General features: G+C 69.6%; 21 protein-coding genes. 9 read left to right on the top strand and 12 right to left on the bottom strand.

Features of this window, described 5'->3' with window-relative positions:
- Positions 1-18 precede the first annotated feature (18 nt).
- From ESP51_RS01080 to ESP51_RS01070, 3 genes are read right to left on the bottom strand one after another with little or no spacing between them, the layout of a single operon-like run.
- A complete protein-coding gene (locus ESP51_RS01080; protein ID WP_241842909.1) occupies positions 19-948 on the bottom strand; it encodes an ABC transporter permease in 930 nt (309 codons plus the stop codon).
- Positions 945-1,712, bottom strand: coding sequence for an ABC transporter ATP-binding protein (locus ESP51_RS01075; RefSeq protein ID WP_129519022.1), 768 nt, complete (start codon positions 1,710-1,712; stop codon positions 945-947). The genes ESP51_RS01080 and ESP51_RS01075 overlap by 4 nt, the downstream gene beginning before the upstream one ends.
- A 7-nt stretch (positions 1,713-1,719) precedes the next feature.
- Complete coding sequence (locus ESP51_RS01070) at positions 1,720-2,973, bottom strand: amidohydrolase family protein (RefSeq protein ID WP_129519021.1); 1,254 nt, start codon at positions 2,971-2,973, stop codon at positions 1,720-1,722.
- A gap of 200 nt (positions 2,974-3,173) precedes the next feature.
- Between ESP51_RS01070 and ESP51_RS01065 the strand changes: the two genes are divergently transcribed.
- Both ESP51_RS01065 and ESP51_RS01060 read left to right on the top strand, forming a co-directional pair.
- Positions 3,174-3,860, top strand: a complete 687-nt coding sequence (locus ESP51_RS01065) for a helix-turn-helix domain-containing protein (RefSeq protein WP_129519020.1) — start codon at positions 3,174-3,176, stop codon at positions 3,858-3,860.
- Entirely contained in the window at positions 3,857-4,807 is a 951-nt protein-coding gene (locus tag ESP51_RS01060; protein ID WP_129519019.1) for a PDR/VanB family oxidoreductase, read from the top strand. Before ESP51_RS01065 ends, ESP51_RS01060 begins: the two co-directional genes overlap by 4 nt.
- A gap of 9 nt (positions 4,808-4,816) precedes the next feature.
- Here the strand turns inward: ESP51_RS01060 and ESP51_RS01055 are convergent, their stop codons facing one another.
- The 6 genes from ESP51_RS01055 to ESP51_RS01030 all read right to left on the bottom strand — a co-directional run bounded on the left by ESP51_RS01055 (position 4,817) and on the right by ESP51_RS01030 (position 10,509).
- Positions 4,817-6,103: an amidohydrolase family protein gene (locus tag ESP51_RS01055; RefSeq protein ID WP_129519018.1), complete on the bottom strand. Its 1,287-nt coding sequence runs from the start codon at positions 6,101-6,103 to the stop codon at positions 4,817-4,819.
- A 94-nt stretch (positions 6,104-6,197) separates the two neighbouring features.
- Positions 6,198-6,806, bottom strand: coding sequence for a DUF2238 domain-containing protein (locus ESP51_RS01050; RefSeq protein ID WP_129519017.1), 609 nt, complete (start codon positions 6,804-6,806; stop codon positions 6,198-6,200).
- 9 nt (positions 6,807-6,815) lie between these two features.
- On the bottom strand, positions 6,816-7,682 hold the full coding sequence (locus ESP51_RS01045; protein ID WP_129519016.1) for an endonuclease/exonuclease/phosphatase family protein: 867 nt from the start codon (positions 7,680-7,682) through the stop codon (positions 6,816-6,818).
- 78 nt (positions 7,683-7,760) lie between these two features.
- Entirely contained in the window at positions 7,761-8,453 is a 693-nt protein-coding gene (locus ESP51_RS01040; protein ID WP_129519015.1) for an HAD hydrolase-like protein, read from the bottom strand.
- 84 nt (positions 8,454-8,537) lie between these two features.
- Positions 8,538-9,233 (bottom strand): endonuclease NucS, encoded by a 696-nt coding sequence (nucS, locus tag ESP51_RS01035; RefSeq protein WP_129519014.1) that lies wholly within the window; start codon positions 9,231-9,233, stop codon positions 8,538-8,540.
- A 46-nt stretch (positions 9,234-9,279) separates the two neighbouring features.
- Positions 9,280-10,509: an MFS transporter gene (locus tag ESP51_RS01030; RefSeq protein WP_241842908.1), complete on the bottom strand. Its 1,230-nt coding sequence runs from the start codon at positions 10,507-10,509 to the stop codon at positions 9,280-9,282.
- Positions 10,510-10,752: 243 nt separating this feature from the next.
- Here ESP51_RS01030 and tdh point away from each other — a divergent pair, with 243 nt between their 5' ends.
- From tdh to ESP51_RS01010, 4 genes are read left to right on the top strand one after another with little or no spacing between them, the layout of a single operon-like run.
- Positions 10,753-11,796, top strand: coding sequence for an L-threonine 3-dehydrogenase (tdh, locus tag ESP51_RS01025; RefSeq protein WP_129519012.1), 1,044 nt, complete (start codon positions 10,753-10,755; stop codon positions 11,794-11,796).
- On the top strand, positions 11,796-12,983 hold the full coding sequence (locus tag ESP51_RS01020) for a glycine C-acetyltransferase (protein ID WP_129519011.1): 1,188 nt from the start codon (positions 11,796-11,798) through the stop codon (positions 12,981-12,983). Before tdh ends, ESP51_RS01020 begins: the two co-directional genes overlap by 1 nt.
- Before the next feature lie 48 nt (positions 12,984-13,031).
- Positions 13,032-14,102, top strand: coding sequence for a LacI family DNA-binding transcriptional regulator (locus ESP51_RS01015; protein WP_129519010.1), 1,071 nt, complete (start codon positions 13,032-13,034; stop codon positions 14,100-14,102).
- A gap of 43 nt (positions 14,103-14,145) precedes the next feature.
- Positions 14,146-15,360: an amidohydrolase gene (locus ESP51_RS01010; protein WP_129519009.1), complete on the top strand. Its 1,215-nt coding sequence runs from the start codon at positions 14,146-14,148 to the stop codon at positions 15,358-15,360.
- Here the strand turns inward: ESP51_RS01010 and ESP51_RS01005 are convergent.
- The 3 genes from ESP51_RS01005 to ESP51_RS00995 form a co-directional block, all read right to left on the bottom strand.
- Positions 15,332-16,084: an SDR family oxidoreductase gene (locus ESP51_RS01005; RefSeq protein WP_129519008.1), complete on the bottom strand. Its 753-nt coding sequence runs from the start codon at positions 16,082-16,084 to the stop codon at positions 15,332-15,334. The two genes, ESP51_RS01010 and ESP51_RS01005, sit on opposite strands and share 29 nt — an antisense overlap.
- 62 nt (positions 16,085-16,146) lie before the next feature.
- Positions 16,147-17,511 (bottom strand): MATE family efflux transporter, encoded by a 1,365-nt coding sequence (locus ESP51_RS01000; protein ID WP_241842907.1) that lies wholly within the window; start codon positions 17,509-17,511, stop codon positions 16,147-16,149.
- Between the two features lie 28 nt (positions 17,512-17,539).
- Complete coding sequence (locus ESP51_RS00995) at positions 17,540-17,911, bottom strand: YccF domain-containing protein (protein ID WP_129519007.1); 372 nt, start codon at positions 17,909-17,911, stop codon at positions 17,540-17,542.
- 68 nt (positions 17,912-17,979) lie between these two features.
- Here ESP51_RS00995 and ESP51_RS00990 point away from each other — a divergent pair, with 68 nt between their 5' ends.
- From ESP51_RS00990 to ESP51_RS00980, 3 genes are all read left to right on the top strand, one after another.
- Positions 17,980-19,356: a TrkH family potassium uptake protein gene (locus ESP51_RS00990; protein ID WP_241842906.1), complete on the top strand. Its 1,377-nt coding sequence runs from the start codon at positions 17,980-17,982 to the stop codon at positions 19,354-19,356.
- Positions 19,349-20,047, top strand: coding sequence for a potassium channel family protein (locus ESP51_RS00985; RefSeq protein WP_241842905.1), 699 nt, complete (start codon positions 19,349-19,351; stop codon positions 20,045-20,047). Before ESP51_RS00990 ends, ESP51_RS00985 begins: the two co-directional genes overlap by 8 nt.
- A gap of 104 nt (positions 20,048-20,151) precedes the next feature.
- On the top strand, positions 20,152-22,134 hold the full coding sequence (locus ESP51_RS00980) for a M13 family metallopeptidase (RefSeq protein WP_129519006.1): 1,983 nt from the start codon (positions 20,152-20,154) through the stop codon (positions 22,132-22,134).
- Positions 22,135-22,232: the final 98 nt, after the last annotated feature.

Below are 22,232 nucleotides of genomic sequence, written 5' to 3'. Positions count from 1 at the left end.
TACTGCTGGGGGAGGGGGTCAGGCGAAGTCGTACCACTTGCCGACGACTCGCTTGCCGAACCAGCCGAAGAACCAGAAAACGACGACGCCGAAGAGCGAGGCGAGAATGATCGCCGCGAAGAGGGGCTCGGCGTTCAGGCGCGCCTGGTACTTCGAGATGAGCGCGCCGATTCCCGGCGTGCCGCGCTGGAAGAAGAAGTCGCCGACGATCGCGCCGACCACCGCGAGGCCGGCGGAGATGCGCATGCCCGCGAAGATCGCCGGAAGCGCGGCGGGGAACTGCAGCTTCTTCAGCACGATCCACCGGCTCGACCGCTGCAGCGTGAAGAGCTCGCGCTGGGCGGCGTCGACCGACTGCAGGCCGAAGAGCGTGTTCGAGACCATCGGGAAGAGCGCGATGAGGATCGCCACGATGACGCGCGCTGCGAAGTCGAAGCCGAACCAGAAACCGATGAGCGGCACGAGGGCGAGGATCGGGATCGTCTGCAGGATGACCGCGTAGGGGTAGAGCGAGCGCTCGATCCACTTCGCCTGGTTCATCGCGACGGCCCAGACGATGCCGAGCACGATCGCGATGAAGAGCCCGCCGAGGGCCACGACCGCCGTGTTCCAGAGCGCCTCGTACATGTCGGGCGCGACTTTCGGGTTGAAGTAGACCGCGAAGACCTCATGCGGCGGCGGCAGCAGGTAGGACTTCGAGGGCTCGAGGACCACCGAGCCGACGAAGTACCAGAGGCCCACGATGAGGACGGCGACGGCGACCGGGGGCCCCCAGTTCGCGATGCCGCCACGAGAGCCGCGACGCTTCAGCGGCACCGCGGCGGCCGTGGTCGGCGCGATCTCCAGTTCGGTGTCGTGATGCTCGAGAGCCTGCCGCTCGGCGCCCATGAGGTCTCGGGTCGCCTCGGCCGTGTCGATGCCGTCATTGACGACGCGTTCGGTGCTCATGCGCCGTGCCCCTCTCGGAGTGCATGCGAGACCTCGCCGACGAGGGCGGCGAACTCGCCGGTATAGCGGATGTCGGGGTCGCGCGGCATCGGGAACGGTACGTCGAATGTGTCGACGATGCGTCCGGGGCGACCCGACATGACCATGACCTTCGTGGAGAGGTACACGGCCTCGGAGACCGAGTGGGTGATGAAGAGGCCCGCGAACTGCTGCTCGACGAAGAGCTTCAGGAGTTCGTCGTTCAGGTACTCGCGGGTGATCTCGTCGAGCGCCCCGAACGGCTCGTCGAAGAGGAATAGTTCGGGGTCGAGGGTGAGCGAGCGCGCAAGTGACGTGCGCATGCGCATGCCGCCCGAGAGCTGGCGCGGCAGGTGCTTCTCGAAGCCCGTGAGCCCCACGAGATCGATGGCCTTCTGCGCCTTCTCGCGGCGCACGGCTTGCGTCTCCCACTGCAGTTCGGCGAGCAGCTCGACGTTCGCCCGCACGTTCCGCCACGGCAGCAGCGTGGCATCCTGGAAGACGTAGCCGACACGCTTCGTATTGACGGTCGAGATGCCCTCCGATGAGGACTCGAGCCCGGATGCGATGCGCAGCAGCGTGCTCTTGCCGCAGCCCGAGGGGCCGACGACGGTGACGAACTCGCCGCGCTTGACGGTGAGGTCGACACCCGAGAGCGCGATGGTCCCGTTCGGGTACGTGAGCTGCACATTCTGGAAGTCGAGCAGAGTCGACGTGGTCGCGAGTTCGCTGTCGGTCATGGCCATGCGTGACTCACCCCTTTCCGATGAGGAGTCCGGCCGGCTGTGGTGCCGGCTCGGCGATCTGGTGGTCGACGGTGCTGCGGGCCACGACGTGGCCCGCGTGGATGACGATGCGTTCGGCGGATGCCTCGGCGATGACTTCGCCGAGGCTCGCCCCGCGCACCGCCACGAACTCGGCTGCCGCGCCCGGCACGGCGTCGGCGGGGGGCATCCGCATCACCGCACGGGCGCCGTTCGAGACGAGGTGCCAGGAGTCTTCGAGGTCGAGGTGCCCGGCGATGACCAAGAGGGCTGCCGTCTCGAGCGCATCACTGCGGCCGAGCGGGTTGAACGGGTCGCGCACGTTGTCGGCGCCTGCGCCGACGATGGCACCCGCGTCGATGAGTGAGCGGAGTGCCGTGAGCCCGCGCGGCGTGGAGACGGGATGCCGCCGGCCCTGCAGGTAGAGGTTCGTGATCGGCAGGCTCACGACGCCGATTCCGGCTTCGATGAGCTCGGCGATGACCACGGCGAGCTCCTCTGCGGGCAGCGTGCCGAGACGCACGCTGTGACCCGCTGTGCGCACGAGGTGCTCGGGCCACTCGCGCACGATGCGCGCGAACTCGCGCATCGTCATGGGTCCGTCGAGCGACTCGTCGGTGTGCAGGTCGACGCCGATGCCGCGGCGGTCGGCGATGGCGACGAGTCGCCGTACCTCTGCGTGCGGGTCGGCTGCGAGGTGCGGTGCGCCGCCCGCGAGATCGAGGCCGCGGTCGAGCGCGCCCTCGATGGTCTCGTCGTCCATGCCGACCGGGGGGAGCGCGACGAGCTCGAGGTCGACGAGGCCGGCGAGGTCGTCGCGGAGCCGAACGAGGGCGTCGACGCCGCGATACGGGCGGTCGCCAGGGAGGATGTTCACGTGGCTGCGGATCGCGGTGGTGCCCGCGCGCAGCAACTTCAGCGCGGCCGCGTGCGCCCTGTTATAGATGTCGTCTTCGGAGAGATGCTCCTGGAATGCGTGGAAGCTCGCGATCGCGCGCTCGAGGTCGCCGAAGGGCGGGTTGATCATGTCCCACGTGAGCGCCTTGTCGAGGTGCGCATGCGGTTCGGCCGCAGCCGGCAGCAGCACGTAGCCGGTGAGGTCGACGGAGCTCGCGGCATCCGTCACAATCGCAGTGCCCGCCGGGAGCACGTCGGTCACGGTGTCGCCGACGATGGCGACGTCAGCGACGCGGCCGTCGATCAGCGTGGCCTGGCGGAGCAGTGTGACGGGCTCGGCACGCACGGTGTTCGCCTCCTGACAAGCGGTCGTGGGGTGTGGATGCTGCACGTCGTCGGGCGGCGAATGTTGATACTCTCAATGTTGATGTTCTCAACAGGATCGAGCGTACGGACGCGGGGTTTCGCCTGCGTAACCCGAATGTTTCGGTTCCGAGACGCCGCGGAGTTGGGCGCCGAACCACGGGCGCAGGGGAGGGAGATGAGATGCCGAGGGTGAAACACGGCGCGCACAACGAGGGCGTCGCCATCGACCGGCAGGTCCAGCTCGTGGGTGCCCGCATCCGCAGCCTGCGCCTGGCGAGGTCCCTCACGCTCGTGCAGGTCGCCGAGCTCTCGGGCCTCTCGCACCCGTTCATCAGCCAGGTCGAGAACGGCAGGGCACGACCGAGCTTCGCCTCCCTCGAACGCATCGCCCGCGCACTCGGCACCACGCAGGTGGAGCTCTTCGCTGCGCTCGCGCAATCCGCGCCCGCCGCGATGCCGACTTCGGGTGCCGTCGTCATCGACGAGGGGGTCGGCGTCTCCGGCCCGTTCGCCGAGGGCTCGGCCCGGGTGCTCGTGACCGGCGCATCCGCCTTCACGCCCATGGAGTTCGTCGCCCGCAATCGCGACTTCGGCGAGTACTTCGTGCACGACGAGGAGGAGTTCTGCTACGTGGTCGACGGCTTGGTCGAAGGTGATTTCGGCGGCGCCGAGACCCGCGTGCTGCACGCCGGACAAGCGTTCTCCTATCGCGGCGGCACGCCCCACCGCTGGCGCTCACCCGATGGCGGCGTGTACAAGGTGCTCGTGGTGAAGCAGCGGATCCAACCGGATGCCGGCACCTCGCCCGGCCCGACGGCGGGCCCTGCTCCGGACCCGACTTCCGGCACGGAGCGCACCGGCTCATGACCGCGATCGCCCCCGAATTCGAGGTGATCGTGCGCGGCCGAACGGCGGTCGCCGAGCGCGTCGTGCGTGTCGAACTCGAGCGCGCCGATGGCGAGCCGTTCCCCGAGTGGCGGCCGGGTGCGCACCTCGACCTCCTGCTCCCGATCGGCGTCGAACGCCAGTACTCGCTCTGCGGCGACCCGGCCGATTGCGACGTCTGGACGATCGGCGTGCTCCGCGAGGAGCGCGGCCGCGGTGGCTCCGATTGGGTGCACGAGCTCCTCGAAGTGGGCGGGTCGATTCGCGTGCGCGGTCCCTGGAACCACTTCGCGATGACGGATGCCGCGAGCTACCGTTTCGTCGCAGGGGGCATCGGCATCACGCCGCTGCTGCCGATGATCCGCGCCGCCGAGGCATCCGGTGCCTCCTGGACCCTCGACTATGCGGGAAGCTCGACGTCACGGATGGCCTTCGCATCCGAACTCGCCTCGCTCGGGGGCGAACGGGTGCGGCTGCACGTCGCCGATGAGGGCCGCCGCCTCGACCTCGCAGCGCTGACCCCGCGAGCGGGAGAGCTCGTGTACGCGTGCGGCCCCGCGCGCATGATCGACGAGCTCGCCTCGTTCTCGAACAGCTGGCCGCCATCGACGCTGCACGTCGAGCGCTTCGAGGCCAAGCCGCTCGCCGAACCGGTACTGCACGAGTCCTTCGAGGTCGAGCTCCTGCTCTCGGGCGAGACCCTCACGGTGCCCCCCGAGCGCACCGTGCTCGACGTCGTCGAGGAGGCGGGGCTCTTCGTGCTCTCCTCGTGCCGCGAGGGCACGTGCGGCACGTGCGAGACCGTCGTGGTCGAGGGTGACGTCGACCACCGCGACTCGATCCTGAGCCCTGAAGAGCAGCGCGCGAACGATCGCATGATGATCTGCGTGTCACGGGCGGCGTGCCCACGCCTCGTGCTCGAGCTGTAGTCCGGGCGCTCAGCGTCGGACGCGGGCTCGCATCGCCGCGACGAGGTCGTGCTCGTCGGCGGTGACGAGCACCGAGTCGCGCACCACCACCCGGCCTGCGACGATCACGTGCTTCGGCCGGCGCCCCGGCGACGCCCACAGCAGCCCCGCGACCGGGTCGGCGACGCCGGCATCGGCGACGCCCGAGACATCCCACACGCAGAGGTCGGCGGCTGCGCCGGGCCTCACGTGTCCGAGCTCTGCCCGCCCGAGGCCGAGTGCGGACCCCTCGGTGGCCATCCCGAGCACGTCGTGCGCTGCGAGCGCCGGGCCGAGGAGGCCGGAGACCTGCATCGCGAGCCGTGCGTCGGCGAGCAGGTGGCCCGCGTCGTTCGATCCTCCGCCGCTCGTACCGAGCCCCACGACGATGCCGGCGTCGCGGAGCGCGGCGACGGGGGCGACGCCCCAGCCCATCATGACGTCGCAGCCCGGCGCGTGAGTGGCGGTGATGCCGCATGCCGCGAGCCGGCCGATCTCGTCTTCGGTCACGCCGCACAGGTGGGCGAGCGTGACGTCGGGCGCGAGCCAACCCCACTCCTCGAGCAGGTCGAGAGGGCGCCGGCCGTACCGCTCGAGCGCGATCGCGACGTCGACCTGCTCGTTCGCCTGAGTGCGGCGCCGGAGTCCGTGTCGCGCGGCGACCTCGCCGAGCAGACGAAACGTCTCCTCGCCGTCGCTGTGCACGCCGGCCGGCCCGACCGCGAGTTGCAGCATGCCGTCGGTCGAGACGCCGCCTGCGCCGAGCGGGAGCGCCCGTGCGATCGCCTCGGCGGAGGCTGCAGCCTCCTCGGGGTCGTCGCGAGCGGCGCCGCGCACGAAGACGAGCCGCGCACCGAGGTCACGGGCGGCATCGGCCGTCGCCTGCGCGACGCCGACGCTGTCGACGCCGCTCGGCCAGGTGAGGTGGTGGTCGGCCACCGTGGTCACTCCGGAGAGCAGACCCTCGGCGAGTCCGACCCGCGCGGCGACCGAGGCGAGCTCGGGGTCGACGACCGCTGTCGAGTATGCGGCCGCCATGGCCGGCAGCCACTCCGCCATCGGCACGCTGCGGGTGCCGGGCAGTGTGCGGAACGCGCTCTGCAGCAAGTGGTGGTGCGCATTCACGAGGCCGGCGGTGACGACGCAGCCGCTCACGTCGATCGACTCGGCGCCTGGCGGTGCCCCGTCGACGATCACGCCGTCGGCCACATGGAGGTCGCCGCCCCGCAGGGTGAGGGGGTCGACGAGGATCGCTTCGGCGCCGGTGAGGGAGAGCATGCCCACCGTTCTACCAACGGCGTGTGTCGCGGGTGTGTCGGATGTCGCGGGGCCGCGGGTGGCGAGGGTGGTTTCGATACGCCTGCCTCGCTGGCTACTCGACCACCGGCGAAGGCTCTCGGTCGTGGGCGACACCGGGTCGAGCCGCGAGGTAGCGCATGCTGCACCCGGCGAGCAGGGCGCCGACACCGCCGATGAGCAGGTCTCCGATGGAGTCGGTGTAGCCGACGTAGATCTCACCGTCGATGAAGTTGTGCCCGAACCACTCGAACATCTCCCACAACACGCCGAGCGAGAGTCCGAGCGCGGTGGTCATGAGTGCGGCTGACACCGCCGGGCGCGGGAGCGTCGCGGCATCCGCCACGATGCCGAATCGCACGAGCAGGAGGTAGGCGAGCGCCGCCCAGATTCCGTTGGTGAGGAAGTGGATCGGGAGGTCCCACCAGCGCACCGTGATGTAGATGTCCAGCACGCTGCTCCAGGCGGCGGCGAGCGATGCGACACCGAACACGATGTCGAAGGAGGGCCGAACGCCCAGAAGACGAGGGAGGAACATCGCGCCGGTCACGAGCACGAAGCTCAGCCCGGAGAGCGGACCCCAACCGATGCCCGCGACGACGATGCTGATCGCCGCAAGCACCCGGAGCGCGTCGGCGGCCACCTCGCCGGCTCCCTGTGGGGCACGCAGCAGTGTGCGGATCATGGCAGCAGACTAACCCCGCCCCGACGCCTTGGACGAGGGGTTGTCGTAGCGCAGCACCGCCTGCACGGGTTCGTGGTCGGATGCCGCCTTGCCGTCGAACCGTGCGGCGTTGATGCCGGTGCTCACCACTTCGACTCCCTCGCCCAGGAGGATGAGGTCGATGCGCTTGCCGCCCGGGCGGCGGCCACGATAGTTCGAGAAGGTTCCCCACTGCGGCGTCAATTGCGCGGCCGCCGCCTCCCATGCGTCACGGAGCACCCCGTCCTCCGTCAGCCGGCGGTAAACGGCTGAATGCTCGCCCGCGTTGAAGTCGCCGGTCACCACGATCGCAGTGCCCGGCTGGGAGTCACGAGTATCCTGCACGAGATTCAGGATGAACTGCGCCGACTCGAGCCGCGACCGCCACGAGAGATGGTCGAGATGGGTGTTCAAGGCGACGAGCGGTGCGCCGGTCGCCCGATCGGTGAAGGTGGCCGACACGACGATCCGCCGTGTCACGTTGCCCCACGACCTGGAACCGTGCAGATCCGGCGTCGCCGACAGGGCGAGCTGCTGCCAGTCCTTCAGCTTCAACCGTTGCGAGTCGTAGAAGATCGCGCAATGCTCGCCGGTACCCGACGGATTGCGGCCGCGCCCGATCCACTTGTAGTGCGGTCCGAGGGCGTCCGCGATGAAGTCGACCTGGTCGGTCAATGCCTCCTGCACGCCCAGGAGCGTCGGCTGCTCTGCGGCGAGGATGCGCTGGACGAGCTGCCTGCGCGTGACCCAGCGATCGGGACTCCCGGGCCTGACCCGAGCGAAGCGCCGGCGGATGTTGAAGGTCATCACATGGAGGTCAGGTGGCGACACCGGACCGATCAGCGCGGCATCGGTCATTGCCTCAGCGTAGTTCGGCGTCGCCGCCTGCCTCTGCCCGTTGCGTGCGGCGACCGAGGCGTGTACTGGGGAGCGCTCTCAGCCGAGCAGGAGGTTGCGCAGCTGGTCGGCGGAGTGCACGACCGCCATCGCGTCGACGGCCTCGGCGGGGGAGCCGTAACCCCACTCGACGAGGATCGTCGGCACGCCGTTCGCGGCAGCGCCGAGCGTGTCGTAGCCGCGGTCGCCGACCATGACGGCGTTGCCCGTGTCGATGCCGTTCGCCTGCAGGCGGCGCAGCGCCTCGCGTACGACTTCGGCTTTCGTGCTGAGCTCCTCGTCGTCGCTCGCGCCGGTGATCTCGGTGAAGTACTGGCTGAGCCCGGCGTGATCGAGCACCTTGCGAGCCATGGACTCGGGCTTGCTCGTCGCGAGCGCGACCGGGATGCCCGCGGCGTGCAGCCGCTCGAGCACGCCCGCGACGCCGGGGAACACCGGCGAGTTGAGCACGTGGTCGGCGTAGTGGTCGCGGTAGATGTTGAGGGCCGCCCACGCTTCTTCGTCGTCGAACCCGGCGCTCAGCCGCAGGCTGTCGAGCAGCGGCGGTCCGACGTAGGCGAGCAGCACGTCTTCAGAGGGCACGTCGAGTCCGAGCTCCGTGAACATGTGGGCGAGCGACGCCGTGATGTCCGATGCGGAGTCGACGATCGTGCCGTCGAGATCGAAGAGCACGGCAGACCAGGTGCGCGTCGGCGCGATGGTCGTCGTAGTGGGTGTGGTCGGGGAAGTCACCGTGACATCTTACGCGGACTTAGACGTGAGCCATTCTCAGGAAAGTGTTGGCCGGTGCTTCCTCAGGGAACCGTCAGGGAATACTCAGAAGAGGCGGGAGTCGCTGTCGTCGAGCCCGCGCATCGCGTCGTAGTCGAGCACGAGGCAGCGGATGCCGCGGTCCTCGGCGAGCATGCGGGCCTGCGGCTTGATCTCCTGCGCGGCGAACACGCCCCGCACCGGCGCGAGCCGCGGGTCGCGATTCATGAGCTCGAGATAGCGGGTGAGCTGCTCGACGCCGTCGATGTCGCCGCGGCGCTTGAGTTCGACCGCGACCGAGGCGCCCGAGGCATCCGTCGCCAGGATGTCGACCGGACCGATCGCCGTCATGTACTCGCGGCGCACGAGCCGGTGACCCTCGCCGAGGAGTTCGATCTGCTCGGCGAGCAGTTTCTGCAAGTGCGCCTCGACGCCGTCTTTCTGCAGGCCCGGGTCGGCACCGAGCTCGTGAGCCGAATCGTGCAGGACCTCGTGGATCGACACGATGAGCTGGTCGGCGGTCTTCGTGTGCGTGACCTTCCAGAGCTCGCGGATGCCGGCCTCGCGCTGGTCTTCGTCGGGCTCGAGCGTCGCGAGCGTGCACGGCGGGCTCATCCAGTTGAGCGGCTTGTAGCTGCCGCCATCGGAGTGCACGAGCAGGCTTCCGTCGCCCTTGACCATGAGCAGCCGCGTGGCGAGCGGCAGATGGGCGGTGAGGCGGCCCGCGTAATCGACGGAGCAGCGGGCGATGACGAGACGCACCTGTCGAGTGTACGGCCGACGGATGACGCGGGGCGGCGTCGGGTGCTCAGGCGTCGATTCGAGGCGAGCGTTCTTTGGCGGCCGGGGCTGCGAGCCCCGCCATCACCATGAGGAGGAGAATCACGAGCAGCGCGTTCAGGAGGCCGAACTGCTGGCCGAGGAATCCGAGGAACGGTGGGCCGACGAGGAATGCGCAGTATCCGATGATCGCCACGGCGGTCACGCGGGCGGCCGCGGCGCGGCGGTCGGGCACGTCGGCCGCGGCCGACATGCCGACGGGGAACCCGAGCGCGCCACCGAGCCCCCAGAGCACGGTGCCGACGATGAGCATCCACGGTTCGGTGGCGTAGATGAAGAGCGCGAGCCCGGCGACACCCATCGCCGCGAGGATGCGCAGCATCGGGACCCGGCCGAACCGGTCGATGAACGGGCCGCCCAGTACGCGGCCAGCCGTCATCGCCACGGTGAAGACGGTGAAGACCGCGGCACCGGTCGTCTCGTCGTATCCGTGCCCGTCGACCACCGCGAGGGCGAGCCAGTCGCCGGCGCTTCCCTCGGCGAAGGACATGCCGAGCATCACGACGCCGATGAGGAGGAGGCGGAGGTCGGCCCAGACCGAGAGGCCCTCGCGCAAGCGCTCGCGCCATGGCGTTCGGGGCGTGTCGGTGTGCGTATCGTCGCCGAGCTCTTCACGCAACGGCACGAAGCGCACGGCGACGATGACGCCGATCGCGATGAGCACCGCGATGACGCCGAGGTGTACGGCGACGGAGACGGAGAGAGCGGATGCCACAGCGGCGAGCCCGGCGCCGGCGACCGTGCCGAAGCTGAAGAACGCGTGCATGAGCGGCATGAGCGTGCGGCCGATCTCCCGTTCGGCCTCGGCCCCCTCGACGTTCATCATCACGTCGACCGCGCCGTTGCCGAATCCGACGAACGCAAGGCCGATCACCAAGAGGGTGATCGACGGAACAACGGACCCACCGAGCCCGACGAGCACGAGGCCCACCGAGACCGCGACGAGCACCCCGATCATGCCGGATCGCGCGCCGAAGCGCGCCAGAAGGCCGGGCGCAGCAATGAGGCCCAGCACGGAGGCGATCGACCCGCTCAGGATGACGAGGCCGACGCCCTGGGTGTTGAGGCTCGTGTCGTCGCGGATCGCCGGGAGGCGAGCCACCCAGCTCGCGAAGCTCAGCCCGCTGAGGAAGAAGACCGTGAAGATCGCATTCCGCCACCCGATGAGTTCACGGGTGGAGCGGCTCGTTCGTGTCATTTCGCGTGGTGTTTCCGTCATGAGCTCTACTTCATCGTCTCGGACCCGGCCGTGAAGGTCGAATCGATTCGACAACCCCGGTTGAAGAACCATATCGATGACCCCCGACGTCCGCAACACTTCGCCCGCGGCATCCGTGGATACGATGAGCTGACTGGCACTCGGGGCATCCGGACACAATCCCGCCCCGACCCAGAGCCGGAGACGAGCCGGCTCGCGTTCCAGAGAAACACCGAGGTTTCGATGAAGGCCCTTTTCAAGCCCGCGCCCGGCGCGGGGCTCGAGTACGTCGATCGCCCAGAGCCCGAGACCGGCGCCGCCGACGTGAAGATCCGGGTGCTGCGCACGGGCATCTGCGGCACCGACCTGCACATCGAGCGCTGGGACGACTGGGCGGCCTCGACGATCGCGGCCCCCCTCATTCCGGGCCACGAGTTCTACGGCGAGGTCGTCGAGGTCGGCGAGCTCGTGCACGACGTCATCGTGGGCGACCGCGTGTCGGGCGAGGGCCACATCGTGTGCGGCATGTGCCGCAACTGCCGAGCGGGGCGACGGCAGATGTGCATCCGCACGCAGGGCGTGGGCCTGCAGCGCGACGGGGCGTTCGCCGAGTTCGTCGTGCTCCCCGGGGCCAACGTGTGGGTGCATGCTTCGCCCATCGAGCCGAACGTGGGCGCGATCTTCGACCCGTTCGGCAACGCGGTGCACACCGCGCTCACCTTCTCGGTCGTCGGTGAAGACGTGCTCGTCACGGGCTGCGGCCCGATCGGCCTCATGTCGATCGCCGTCGCGCGGCACGTCGGCGCTCGCTTCATCGTCGCGACCGATGTCAGCTCCTCCCGGCTCGAACTCGCGATGGAGATGGGCGCGGATGCCGCGGTCGACGTGACGGTCGAGAACCTCCGCGACGTGCAGCACCGGCTCGGCATGCGCGAGGGCTTCGACGTCGGCTTCGAGATGAGCGGAGCGCCATCCGCCCTGCCGCAGATGATCGAGAACATGAACCACGGCGGCCGCATCGCCCTGCTCGGCCTCCCCGCAGAGCCCTTCGCGATCGACTGGGGCAAGGTCGTGACGCACATGCTCACGATGAAGGGCATCTACGGGCGCGAGATGTTCGAGACCTGGAACTCGATGAGCGCGATGCTGCAGACGAGCGAGACGCTGCACGATCGCGTCGCCTCGATCATCTCGGATCGCTATCCGGCACGCGAGTGGCGCGCGGCGTTCGATGCCGCGGCATCCGGCGGCGTCGGCAAGGTCATCCTCGACTGGACGGAGCTGTGATGTACGGAACGGTGAAGGAACAGCTGCGAGCGGAGCTCGCCGAGATCGAGGCCGCGGGGCTCACGAAGCGCGAACGCGGCATCCGCGGTCCGCAGTCGTCGGAGATCGAGGTCGCGGGCCGCGAGGTGCTGAACTTCTGCGCCAACAACTATCTGGGCCTCGCGAACGACCCGCGCATCGTCGAGGCCGCCCGCCGCGGGCTCGACGAGTGGGGCTACGGGCTCGCGAGCGTGCGATTCATCTGCGGCACGCAAGAGCTGCACCTCCGGCTCGAGGAGCGGATGTCGGAGTTTCTCGGCGTCGAGGCGACGATCCTCTTCTCGTCGTGCTTCGACGCGAACGGCGGCATCTTCGAGGTGCTCTTCGGGCCCGACGACGCGATCATCTCCGACGAGCTCAATCACGCGTCGATCATCGACGGCATCCGGCTCTCGAAGGCCGCGCGGTATCGCTACAGGAATCGCGACATGGCCGACCTCGAGGCGCAGCTCGCCGCGGCATCCGATGCCCGCCGCCGGGTGGTCGTGACCGACGGCGTCTTCTCGATGGACGGCTATCTCGCGCCGCTCGCCGAGATCTGCGACCTCGCGGAGCGCTACGACGCGCTCGTGTTCGTCGATGACTCGCACGCCGTGGGCTTCGTCGGGGAGCACGGCCGAGGCACCCCCGAGTTCTGCGGGGTCGAGGGCCGGATCGACATCTACACGGGCACTTTCGGCAAGGCGCTCGGCGGGGCATCCGGCGGCTATGTCGCGGGGCGACGCGAGATCGTCGACCTGCTGCGCCAGCGAGCGCGCCCCTATCTCTTCTCGAACACGCTCGCGCCCGCGATCGTCGCGGGCACGCTGCAGGCGCTCGATCTCGTCGAGCAGTCGGGCGAGTTGCGGGCCACGCTGCGCCGCAATGCCGAGCTGTTCCGGTCGCTCATGACGAAGGCGGGGTTCGACCTCCTGCCCGGCGAGCACGCGATCGTGCCGGTGATGTTCGGCGATGCCGTGCTCACGGGCCGGATGGCCGAGGCGTTGCAGCGGCGCGGCGTGTTCGTCACGGCGTTCAGCTTCCCGGTCGTGCCGCGAGAGAAGGCGCGCATTCGCGTGCAGCTGTCGGCCGCGCACTCCGACGACGAGATCCGGCGCTGCGTCGAGGCGTTCGTCGCGGCGCGCGACGAGGTGGCCGCAGCCGTCTGACCGCGGCTGCAGGGCCCAGTCGAATCGATTCGGCCTAGAATCGGGCGTATGCAGACGGATTCCGCTCCGCGTCCCACGCTCGCCGACGTCGCGGCGAAGGCCGGGGTGTCGGCGTCGACCGCGTCGCTCGCCTTCAGCGGCTCAGGACCGGTGTCGGATGCCACGAAGGCGCGCGTGCTCACCGCCGCCACCGAGCTCGGCTACGCCGGGCCCGACCCGCGAGGGCGCTCGCTCCGCCGTGGCCGCTCGGGCATCGTGGGCGTGGTGCTCGAGGAGCGCGTCCGCGCCGCCTTCCTCGACCCCGTGAAGATCCAGACCCTCGACGGCATCACCGAGGGCATCGCCCCGCTCGGGGCGGGCCTCCTGCTCCTCACCGACACCGGCGAGGCGGGCGGCCAGGCCGTGGGCATCGAGAGCGCCCCGGTCGACGCGGTCGTGCTCATCGGGTGCAGTCCAAGGCTCGCGCACTCGGTCGAGGTGCTCCGCCGGCGCGGCATCCCCGCCGTGGCGATCGAGGGGAAGACCGACGAGGACATTCCCGAGATCTCGATCGACAACCGCAACGCCACGCGCCGTGGCGCCGAGTACCTGCGGGAGCTCGGTCACACGCAGGTCTCACTCGTGACACTGCCGCTCGACGCCGAGCGCACCCGCGGCCCGCTCACCGCCGAGCTCGAACGAGACAGCACGACCGCTGTTGCAACCGAACGCCTCGCGGGCGCCCGCGCGGTGTTCCCCGACGCCACCGGCCTCGCGGCTGCCGCGAGCTCGATCGAAGAGGGACTCGAGGCGGGCCGGGCGCTGCTCGCTGACCCCGCGAACCGCCCGACGGCGATCATCGCGCAGAGCGACCTGCTCGCGGCCGGCGTGATCCAGGCGGCCGAGGAGCTCGGCATCGCCGTGCCGCGCGAACTCAGCGTGCTCGGCTTCGACGGCATCCGCGTCGACGGTCTGCAGCACGACCTCACGACCCTCGTTCAACCGTCGGTCGCGAAAGGCCGTGCGGCCGGGGAGGCGATCGTGCGGATGCTCGCGGGTGAGCCGGCGGCATCCGTCGCCTTCGTCAGCACCCTCCACCTCGGCGACACGACGGCGCCGCCGCACCGTTCAACCCCCTGATCGGGTCGTTGATCGGCGGCATGGTCGTCCCTAGGCTGACGAGATGAGCGTCGACCTGGAAGCGATCTACCGTGACCTGCACGCGAACCCCGAGCTGTCGTTCCAGGAACATCGCACCGCCGGCATCGTCGCCGAGCAGCTTCGTTCATTCGGGTATGACGTCACCACCGGCATCGCCACGACCGGCGTGCTCGGCCTACTGCGCAACGGCGACGGGCCGACCGTGCTGCTCCGCGCCGACATGGACGCCCTTCCTGTCGAAGAGGACACGGGCCTGCCCTATGCGAGCACTGCGCGTGGTGTCGACCACGAGGGCAACGACGTGCCGGTCATGCACGCGTGCGGCCACGACGTGCACGTCACGTGCCTGCTCGGGGCTGCGGAGCAGCTCGCCGGCGACCGCGCCGAGTGGACAGGCACCCTCGCCGTGGTCTTCCAGCCCGCCGAGGAGTGGGGCGGCGGCGCCGGCGTGATGGTGAACGACGGCCTGTACGACCGGATGCCGAAACCCGACATCGTGCTCGGCCAGCATGTCGGCCCGCTGCCGTCGGGGTTCGCGGCGGTGCGGCCGGGCGTCGCCTTCGCGAGCAGCGACTCGCTGACCGTCGTGCTGCACGGATCAGGCGGTCACGGCTCGCGCCCCGAGACCACGGTCGACCCCATCGTGATGGCCGCGGCGACGATCATGCGGCTGCAGACCATCGCGTCCCGCGAGATCGCGGCCGCCGAGGGCGCGGTCGTCACGGTCGGCCAGGTGCACAGCGGCACGAAGAACAACATCATCCCGTCCGAAGCGCGGCTCGGCCTCACGGTGCGCACGTTCGACGACGCCGTGCGCGTGAGGGTGCTCGCCGCGATCGAGCGCATCGTGAAGGCGGAGGCTGCGGCATCCGGCGCCATCCTCGAGCCCGAGGTGCACCTCGACGACCACTACCCGCGCACGGTCAACGACGAGGCCGCGACGGCGCGCACGGCCGCGGCCCTGCGCCGGCTGCTCGGCGATGAGCGCGTGCTGGATCCCGGCGTCGTCTCGGGCAGTGAAGACGTGAGCGTGCTCGCCACGTCGGCGGGCGCACCCCTCTGCTACTGGCTCCTCGGCGGGGCCGACCCGGCCCTCTTCGCCGACTTCCACGTGACGGGGCGGCTGCCCGACAACATGCCGTCGAACCACTCGCCGAAATTCGCACCGGTGATCGAGCCGACGCTCACGGTCGGCGTCAGCACCCTCGTCACCGCTGCCCGGGAGTGGCTCGGGTAGCGAGGAAGTCGGCGAACGTCGTCGTGCCGAAGGCCGGGCCGGGCACGAGATTGTGGCCGGCGGCCAGCGCGGCGAAGGTGCGGCCCGGCACCCGCACCGGCACGATCCTGCGGTGAACGGATGCCGCGGCCGCCCATTGCCGCGCGAGCTCACGTGCAGGAAGCTGCTCGGGCCCGCCGACGTCGGGAACCCTGCCCGTGGGCTCGCCCGCGGCCAGCTCGGCGACCCGGGTCGCCACATCGCCGGCTGCGATCGGCTGGACCGAGACCTTCGGGGCGAACACGACGGGCAGGAACCGCTGCGCCGTGAAGAGCCCGGCGACGAGTTCGTGGAACTGCGTCGCCCGGAGGATGGTGTGCGGCAGGCCGGACGACTCGAGCAGGTGCTCGGCGTCGAGCTTCTGCCGGTAGTAGCCGAGCGGGATCCGGTCGACGCCCACGATGGAGACGTACACGACGTGGCCGACGCCGGCGGCATGCGACGCGTCGAGGAGGGTTCGCATGAGGGCGACGTCGCCGAAGCCGTTCCGCGTCGCGAGGTGCACGACCGTGCCGGTACCGGCGACCGCTTCGCGGATTCCGTGGCCCGAGCGCAGATCGCCGCCGACGCGACCCGGCGCCTCGTGACGGCTGAGCACCCGAACGTCGTGTCCGGCGGATCGGAGGAGTTCGACCGTGGGCCTGCCGAGTCGGCCCGTGCCGCCGGTGACGAGGATGGAAGTCATCTTTGCCTTTCGTTCACGAGTTCACGAGTTCACGAGTTCACGAGCTGACCCATGCGCCGACCTCACCTCGGCACGCCCGTGACCATCCAGGCCGCTCCGCGAGCGCGAAGCGACAGGGTGACGGCGCGGGCGGCGAGGTAGCCGATCGCGAACGCGGCCACGAGCCAGGCGGGCCCGGCAGCCCCCGCCGGCGCCACTGCCACGACCGCCACGGCGAGCGGCACGAAGACGGCGAGGTTCACGAGGCCGGTCCAGGCGAGGTAGCGCACGTCGCCGGCGCCGATGAGCACGCCGTCGAGCACGAACACGAGTCCTCCGAGCGGCGCCGAGATGCCGAGCACGACGAGCGCGGGCGGCAGGAGCGCCGCGACCTCGCTCGAGCTCGTGAACACCGCCGGGAGCACCCACGCCGTGGCGACGACGAGGGCGCCCGCCACGGCACCGCTCGCGACGCCCCACTGCAGGCATCGGCGCAGCACCATGCGCACGGCGTCGACGTCGCCCGCGCCGAGCCCGTGCCCGATGAGCGCTTGCGCGGCGATCGCGAGCGCGTCGAGCGCGAACCCGAGCGTGAAGTAGATCGTGATCGCGACCTGGAACGCGGCGAGCTCCTCTGAGCCGAGCGCCGTCGCGGTCCACGTCGCGAGCAGGAGCGCGGCCCTCAGGCTCAGGGTGCGTACGAACAGCCAGCCTCCCGAGGCCACCCCGCGCAGCACGCCCGCGTGGTGCGGCCACGGATTCGCGCCGACCCTCGCGGCATGCCGGCCGACGACCACGAGGTACATCGCGACCATGCCCCATTGCGCGATGACCGTGCCCACGGCAGAGCCCGCGATGCCCCAGCCTGCGACGTAGATGAAGACGTAGTTCAAGGCGATGTTCACGGCGAAGCCGATGCCGGCGACGAAGAGCGGCGTGCGCGTGTCCTGAAGTCCGCGCAGCAGGCCCGTCGCCGCGAAGACGACGAGCATCGCCGGCAGCCCGGCCATCGAGATCGTGAGATAGACGGATGCCGCGGCGGTCACGTCGCCCGAAGCGCCGAACGCGCCCGCCAGCACGGGCGCCGACCACCAGCCGGCGAGGGCGAGCACCGCGCCGATGCCGAACGCGAGCCACAGCCCGTCGATGCCGGATGCCACGGCGCCGCGCTCGTCGCCTGCGCCGATGCGCCGCGCCACCGCCGGGGTCGTCGCGTAGGCGAGGAACACCATGAGGCCGATGATCGTCTGCAGCACCGCGCTCGCGAGGCCGAGGCCCGCGAGCGGCGTCGCCCCGAGGTGGCCGACCATCGCGGTATCGGCGAGCAGGAACAGCGGCTCGGCGATGAGCGCCCCGAGCGCGGGCACGGCGAGGCGCAGGATGTCGCGGTCGACGCCGCGGGACGCGGTGGTGCTGATGAATTCGAGCCTACGTGGCGGGGCCGACACGGCCGGCTCGCGGCATCCGCTCGCCCGATCAGGTCTCGACGATCTCCTTGCCGAGCGGCGCGAGCGAGATGGGCACCATCTTGAAGTCGGCGATGCCGAGGGGGATTCCGATGATCGTGATGCAGAGCGCGATGCCCGAGACGATGTGCGCGATCGCGAGCCAGATGCCAGCGAGCACGAACCAGATGATGTTGCCGAGGAAGGACCACACGCCCGCGGTGGGCTTCTGCACGACCTCGCGCCCGAACGGCCAGAGCGCGTACCTCGCGATGCGGAACGACGCGATGCCCCACGGGATCGTGACGATGAGCACGCACATGATCACGCCCGCGAGCATGTAGCCGAGGAACAGCCAGAAACCCGACAGCACGAGCCAGATGATGTTGAGCACGGTCTTCATGAACCGAAGTCTAGAAGCGCTTCCCACCGCGAGCCATGGCGAGGGGCGAGGAGGTCTAGAGTACCGAGGTGACCACTCGCTCGACGGTGGACGCGACGCGCCGCGGTCCGGCCCGCCGCGGCCTCCGACTGCACCCCGCGCAGACCGTGGTCCTCGGTTTCGCGGCGGCGGTGCTCGCCGGAACTGCGTTGCTCTCCCTGCCCTTCGCGACCACGACCGGCACGGGCGCCTCCTTCGTCGATGCGCTCTTCACGGCGACCTCGGCGGTCTGCGTGACGGGCCTCGTGGTGGTCGACACCCCCATCTACTGGAGCTCGTTCGGGCAGGTCGTGATCCTGCTGCTCATCCAGCTCGGCGGCCTCGGCATCATGATCTTCGCGTCGCTCATCGGCCTCGTGCTCGCGCGCAAGCTCTCGGTGCGGTCGCGGCTCAACACGGCGGCCGAGGCGAAGGCCGTCGGCTACGACGACGTGCGGGGGCTCGTGCGCGGCATCGTCCTCATCTCGCTCGTGGTCGAGGCGGCGACGTTCCTCCTCCTGTTCCTGCGCTTCGTGTTCGGATACGGCTACAGCCTGGGCGACGCCGCGTGGCACGCACTCTTCCATTCCGTGTCGTCGTTCAACAACGCGGGGTTCGCGCTCTACAGCGACAACCTCATGGGGTTCGTCAGCGATCCGTTCATCTGCCTGCCCATCGCCGTGGCAGTGATCCTCGGCGGCCTCGGCTTCCCGGTGATCATGCAGTTGCGCAAGGAGTTCCGCCGTCCGCTGCACTGGTCGATGAACACGAAGCTCGTGCTGTGGGCCACGGTCCTGCTGCTCGTGCTCGGCACCGTCTACATCACCCTGATCGAGTGGGACAACCCCGAGACCCTCGGAGCCCTCGACCCGGGCGCACGAATTCTCGCGGGCTTCTTCCAGTCGGTGCAGGCGCGCACCGCCGGGTTCAACTCGATCGACATCGCCGCCATGCACTCCGAGTCGTGGCTCGGCACCGACGTGCTCATGTTCATCGGGGCCGGGCCCGCGGGCACGGCGGGCGGCATCAAGGTCACGACGTTCGCCGTGCTCTTCTTCATCATCATGACGGAGCTCCGCGGCGAGGGCGCCGTGAACATCTTCGGCAAGCGACTGTCTCGCGCGGTGCACCGCCAGGCCATCACCGTCGCCCTCATCGCGGTCGCCGCGGTGATGGCGGGCACACTCGCCCTGATGTTCATCACCGGCCTCGACCTCGACCGCGTGCTCTACGAGGCGATCTCGGCGTTCGGCACGGTCGGGCTCTCCACGGGCATCACGTACGACCTGCCGGATGCCGCGAAGCTCGTGCTCGTCGCGCTCATGTTCCTCGGCCGGCTCGGGCCGTTGACCCTCGGATCGGCCATCGCGCTCCGCGACCGCCGCATCCTCTATGAATACCCCAAGGAAAGGCCCGCCATTGGCTAGATTCTCGATCTTCGGCGGCGACAACTCGCGCCGCATCGCCGAGGCCGACTCCGTCGTGGTCATCGGGCTCGGGCGATTCGGCCAGTCGCTTGCGCTCGAGTTGATGGCTGCGGGCACGGAAGTGCTCGGCATCGACATGGACGAAGAGCTCGTGCAGGCGCTGAACACACAGCTCACCCAGGTCGTGCGCGCCGATTCCACGAAGGAGGAGGCCCTCCGTCAGCTCGCCGTCGATGAGTTCGACCGCGTGGTCGTCGCCATCGGCAACGACATCTCGGCATCGATCCTGACCTGCTCAGTGCTTCTGGGCATGAAGATCCCGGTGATCTGGGCGAAGGCCGTCGATGACCGGCACGGCGTGATCCTCGAACAACTCGGAGTACACCACGTCATCTACCCCGAGAAGGACATGGGTCGCAAGGTCGCGCACCTCGTGCGCGGCGCAGCGCTCGACTACATCGAGGTCGAGCCGGGCTACGCGATGGTCAAGGCCTCTCCGCCCGCCCGGCTCTGCGGCGTGCCGCTCGGCCAGACGGGCCTCCGAAAGGAGTTCGGTGTCACCGTCGCCGCGTTCAAGAAGCCGGGCGCCGATTGGCACAACGCCGACGCAGACACCGTGCTCGGGCCCGAAGACAGGATCCTCATCGTGGGTCCGACCCGCATGGCCGAGGGCTTCGCGCAGCTGCGCTGAGTCGGAGGGCCGGATGCCGCTGGCATGCCGCCACGCTGCGAGTGCGCCGTGAGACGCGCGGCCGCGGCATCCCCTCGAAGGGCACCGAGTCCTAGGCTGGTGGAATGACTGACGTCACGCTCTCCTCAGGAATCGCGCACGACGAGCTCGACGAGGGGGTTCGCCCCCAAGACGACCTCTTCCGGCACGTCAACGGCAAGTGGATCGAACGCACCGCCATCCCCGACGACAAGGCGCGCTACGGCTCCTTCCTCGTGCTGCACGAAGAGGCCGAGCACGCGGTCCGCGAGATCATCGAAGAGGCTCAGGATGCCGAGCCCGGCACCGAGGCGCGCAAGGTGGGCGACCTCTACGCGAGCTTCATGAACGAGCAGCGCGCCGACATGCTCGGCGCCACGCCTATCGCCGGACAACTCGTCGAGGTGTCGCTCATCGCCTCGATCGACACCTTCCTCGAGACCCTCGGCCGACTCGAGCGCCAGGGCGTCTCGGGTTTCGTGCAGCTCTACGTCGACAACGACCCGGGCGACCCCGAGCGCTACCTCGTGTTCGTCGAGCAGGGCGGCATCGGCCTGCCCGACGAGAGCTACTTCCGTGAAGAGCGCTTCGAGAGCGTCCGCGAGGCGTACCGCTCGCACCTCGAGCGCATGTTCGGGCTCGCGCGACTCGAGAATCCGGCCGAGCGCGCTGATCGCGTCTTCGCGCTCGAGACCGCCATAGCGGCCGCGCACTGGGACAACGTCGCCTCGCGCGACAGCGAGAAGACGTACAACCTGTACAAGTGGGCGGATGCCGCAGCAGCGGCATCCGGTTCCCCCGAAGCCGGCGGCGGCATCGACCTGGCCACCTGGCGCGACGCGATGGGCGTGCCGGCGGGCGCCTTCGACGAGCTCGTGCTGCGCCAGCCCTCGTTCGTGGAGGGCCTGAGCGCGCTCCTCACCGAAGACCGACTGTCGGCGTGGCGCGACTGGCTCGCCTGGCAGGTGATCCGGTCGAGCGCCGCCTACCTCTCGAACGACTTCGTCGAGGCGAACTTCGACTTCTACGGACGCACCCTCACCGGCACGCCGCAGATGCGCGAGCGGTGGAAGCGCGGCGTCTCGCTCGTCGAGGGCGCCATGGGCGAGGCGGTCGGCCGCATCTACGTCGAGCGGCACTTCCCGCCGGCGGCGAAGGCCGAGATGGACGAGCTCGTCGCCAACCTCGTCGAGGCCTACCGGCAGTCGATCTCCGGACTCGACTGGATGGGCCCGAAGACCCGCGCGAAGGCGCTCGACAAGCTCGACAAGTTCACGCCGAAGATCGGGTTCCCCGTGAAGTGGCGCGACTACTCGGCACTCGAGATCGGCGACGACCTCGTGGGCAACGTGCGAGCGACCGCCGAATTCGAGTTCAACCGCGAGCTCGGCAAGATCGGCAAGCCCATCGATCGCGACGAGTGGTTCATGACGCCGCAGACGATCAACGCGTACTACAACCCGGGCTTCAACGAGATCGTCTTCCCTGCGGCGATCCTGCAGTACCCGTTCTTCACGCCCGAGCGGGATGCCGCAGCCAACTACGGCGCGATCGGCGCCGTGATCGGGCACGAGATCGGGCACGGCTTCGACGACCAGGGCTCGAAGTACGACGGCGACGGCCGGCTCACCGACTGGTGGACCGCGGCCGACCGCACGGCGTTCGAGGAGCGCACGAAGGCCCTGATCGCGCAATTCGACGCGCTCGCCCCGGCTCAGGTGCCCGATCACCACGTCAACGGCGCCCTCACGATCGGCGAGAACATCGGCGACCTCGGCGGGCTCGCGATCGCGTGGAAGGCCTACGTCATCTCGCTCGACGGCGCTGAGCCGCCCGTCATCGACGGCCTCACGGGGTCGCAGCGGTTCTTCCTCTCGTGGGCGCAGGCCTGGCAGATGAAGGGCCGTGACGAGGAGGTCGTGCGCCTGCTCGCGATCGATCCGCACTCGCCGAACGAGTTCCGCTGCAACCAGATCGTCAGGAACATCGACGAGTTCTATGCTGGCTTCGGAGTGACCTCCGATGACGCCCTCTGGCTGGATCCAGCCGAGCGGGTGACGATCTGGTAGTCGACTTCTCGCAACCGCAAAATTCACCAAGTTCGAGCGCGCCGCAGACCGCGGTGGGGGAGCGCCGACCGTCTGAGGAAGATCGTGCAAGCACCGTG

Source organism: Agromyces albus (assembly GCF_004134825.1).
Classification (GTDB): Bacteria; Actinomycetota; Actinomycetes; order Actinomycetales; family Microbacteriaceae; genus Agromyces; species Agromyces albus.
This window is presented reverse-complemented; position numbering and strand designations above follow the sequence as displayed.